Source organism: Frankia sp. CcWB3 (genome assembly GCF_977927595.1).
In genome coordinates, this window is the sequence record NZ_CDWRCK010000372.1 from 1 (window position 1) to 3018 (window position 3018).

Consider the following 3018-nt stretch of genomic DNA (forward strand, 5'->3'; position numbering starts at 1 on the left):
CACAGAGACCCCGGGGACACCGAGAACAGGGAACAAGGAGCGGTTCGTGCGAGACATCGCCGTCTTCAGCGGCAGTGCCCATCCGAGTCTCGCCGAGGAGATCTGCACACACCTCGACGTGCCGCTGCATCGGGTGCGGGTGCAGCGTTTCGCCAACGACTGCCTGGAGGTCCAGCTTCCCGCGAACTGCCGGGAACGCGACGTGTTCCTCATCCAGCCGCTGGTCGCACCGGTGCAGGAGAACCTCGTCGAGCTGCTGCTGATGCTGGACGCGGCGCGCGGGGCGTCGGCGGCGCGCACGACGGTCGTGCTGCCGCACTATGCCTACGCCCGCTCGGACAAGAAGGACGCGCCGCGGATCTCGATCGGCGGGCGGCTGGTCGCGGACCTGCTCGTCACCGCGGGTGCGAACCGCGTCCTCGCGATGACCCTGCACTCGCCGCAGGTCCACGGTTTCTTCAGCGTGCCGGTGGATCATCTGCATGCATTGCGGGAACTCGCCGCGCATTTCCGCCGCTACGAGCTGTCGAACACGACGGTGGTCTCCCCGGACCTCGGCAACGCCAAGGAAGCGGCGGCGTTCGCCCGGATGCTCGGGGTGCGGGTGGCGGCGGGGGCCAAGCAGCGTTTCGCCGACGACCGGGTCAGCATCAGCACGGTCATCGGTGACGTGGCCGGCCGGGACGTCATCGTGTTCGACGACGAGATCGCCAAGGGCAGCACCGTGCTCGAGCTGCTCGAGCGGCTGCGTGAGCTGAACGTGCGGTCGGTGCGGGTGGCGTGCACGCACGGGCTGTTCGCGGCGGGTGCGCTTAAGCGCATCGGCGACCAGCCCGAGGTCGCCGAGATCGTGTGCACGAACACGGTGCCGATTCCGGCGGGGGACCGGGTGCCGAAGCTGAAGATCCTCACGGTTGCCCCGGCACTCGCCGAGGCCATCCGCCGCATCCACAACGGCGAGTCCGTCAGCGATCTCTTCGACGCCTGACCGTCGCGTCGACCTGGCCGGGTCCCGGACACGGGTCCGCCTGATCGCGCGGCGGCCACGTTATGGGGAGCAAGGCACGGTCCAGGGCCCGCAGACCGTCCTCAGGTCCCCCAAATTCGCCGGCCTCCGGCTACGCAACGGGGTAGCCCACTTCGCGGCTGCGGCGCTAGGCTGGGGAATATGGCCTGGCGATGTTGATCCGCACCTGAGTCCGGGCTCGCGCGCCGGCTGTACGCCTACGCGTTCTGCGACGAGCTCGTCCTGCTCTACCCGGTGTACCCGCTGTTGTTCGTCGACGCCGGGTTGTCGCCGGCGGAGATTTCCGCGCTGTTCATCGTGTGGTCGGTGACGTCCTCCCTCCTGGAGATCCCCTCCGGGCTGTGGGCGGATACGGTCTCTCGGCGGCTGCTGTTGATGATCGGTCCGGCGCTGGCGGCACTCGGTTTCGCGCTGTGGACGTTTAAGCCATGCTTTGCGGCGTTTGCCGCCGGGTTCGTGTTCTGGGGGGCGGGCAGCGCACTACGGTCGGGCACGCTCCAGGCTGTCGTCTACACCGAACTGACCCGGCTGGACGCGGTCGCCGCCTATCCCAGGCTGATTGGCCGGTCGCGATCCTTCGCCTCGGCCGCTGTCCTCGTCGCTACCGGGCTCGCGTCCCCCGTCATCGCTATCGGTGGTTACCGAGCCGTGGGAATCGCCAGCGTCGCCGTGGTCCTGCTTGGGGTACCGCTCGGGGCGTCGCTACCCGACTCCCGGGGACACCTCGACGGCCCCGACTACTTGGACGGCCCTGATCACTGCAAAGATGATCATTCTGGTGGCGGTGAGTTCGGCCCTGACGGAAGAAGCGGGAGGACGGCGCGGGCCGCAAGGGCCGGGGAGCGCGGCGAGACTGGTAGCGGCCGGCCCGGCGATCGGAACGGCGGCGATCGGAACGGCGATGCGGGGACCGGCCGGGGCTTCGCGGCGGTGTGGCGGACGGGTCTGGCCGAGGCGGGACGGGTGCCCGCGGTGCGCCGGGCCCTAGTGGTAGTGGCGGTCGTCACGGGTTTCACCGCGCTCGACGAATACGTTCCGCTTCTCGTCGCGTCGACGGGTGCCCCGGCGGCCGAGGTGGCGCTGTGGGTGCTGCTCGTGTCGGCCGGGGGCTTGGTGGGCGGCTGGTTCACGGGCCGGGGGCGGCGCGGATGCCGATGCTGCTTGCGACCGCGGCGGTCTGCCTGACCGTGGGGGCGATCAGCGGTCGTCCCGCGGGATCCGTCGGCGTCGCCGTCGCGTTTGGGATCTTCGAGTGGGCGATCGCCACGGCCGACGCCCGGCTGCAGGCGGTGATCCCCGACCGGGTCAGGGCGACGGTCATCTCGATGGCGGCGGTCGGCTCCGAGGTGGGGGCGGTCGCCGTGTTCGCCGGCTACGCGGTGGGGTCGACCTGGGCGGCTCCGGGGCCGCTGTTCGCCGCGGCGAGCGTGCCCTACCTGGTCGTGGCCGTCGTCTTGGCCCGCGCCGACCGTCGGACCTCCCGGCGCCCAGCGGGGTCGTAGTGCCACCGCGCACGGGCGTACCGCGCACGGGCGCACCAGGCACGGGCGCACCAGGCATGGAGGGCCCGCTGGCGGCACCCGGCCCGGCACCCCCTGTCTTTGGAGTGCTGCTGCTTTCGGGGTGCTGCTGCCGCTTCCGTTCGCACCGGTGGTGGTACTGTCCCACACTTGGACGCAGATCCACCCGCCCGAGTCTCCGACGGTGACCGGCGGCTCCGGCCCCGGCAGGACTGGTCCCGACATGAACCCGACGCCGCAGCCCGATGGTCAGGTGCGTGGCGACACCTGCGGGCCTTGGCTCGGCTGGCCGGCCCCGCGGGCACTCGCCCGGTGGGAAGATGCGCTGCTGTGTCTGCAGGTGTTCGACACGGCGCCGATCATATTTGCGGTCCTCGACCGCGGCCTGCGCTACCGGGCGGTGAACCAGGCGGCTGCCAGGGCCTCCGGCCTGCCCGCCGAGGAGATGATCGGTGGGTATGGCCCGGAGTT

Annotated in this window: 4 protein-coding genes; all 4 read left to right on the forward strand. The window is 70.9% G+C overall.

Translation table 11 applies throughout. From position 1 onward, the window contains the following. The first annotated feature begins 46 nt into the window (after nt 1–46). Nucleotides 47–988, forward strand: coding sequence for a ribose-phosphate diphosphokinase (locus tag ACY5KJ_RS19255; protein WP_462188499.1), 942 nt, complete (start codon nt 47–49; stop codon nt 986–988). A 273-nt stretch (nt 989–1261) separates the two neighbouring features. After that, complete coding sequence (locus tag ACY5KJ_RS19260) at nt 1262–2212, forward strand: MFS transporter (protein WP_462188498.1); 951 nt, start codon at nt 1262–1264, stop codon at nt 2210–2212. Beyond that, entirely contained in the window at nt 2182–2529 is a 348-nt protein-coding gene (locus tag ACY5KJ_RS19265; RefSeq protein WP_462188497.1) for a hypothetical protein, read from the forward strand. Before ACY5KJ_RS19260 ends, ACY5KJ_RS19265 begins: the two co-directional genes overlap by 31 nt. Before the next feature lie 121 nt (nt 2530–2650). Then, nucleotides 2651–3018: PAS domain-containing protein (locus ACY5KJ_RS19270; protein ID WP_462204029.1), on the forward strand; the 368-nt coding region annotated here is incomplete at its 3' end.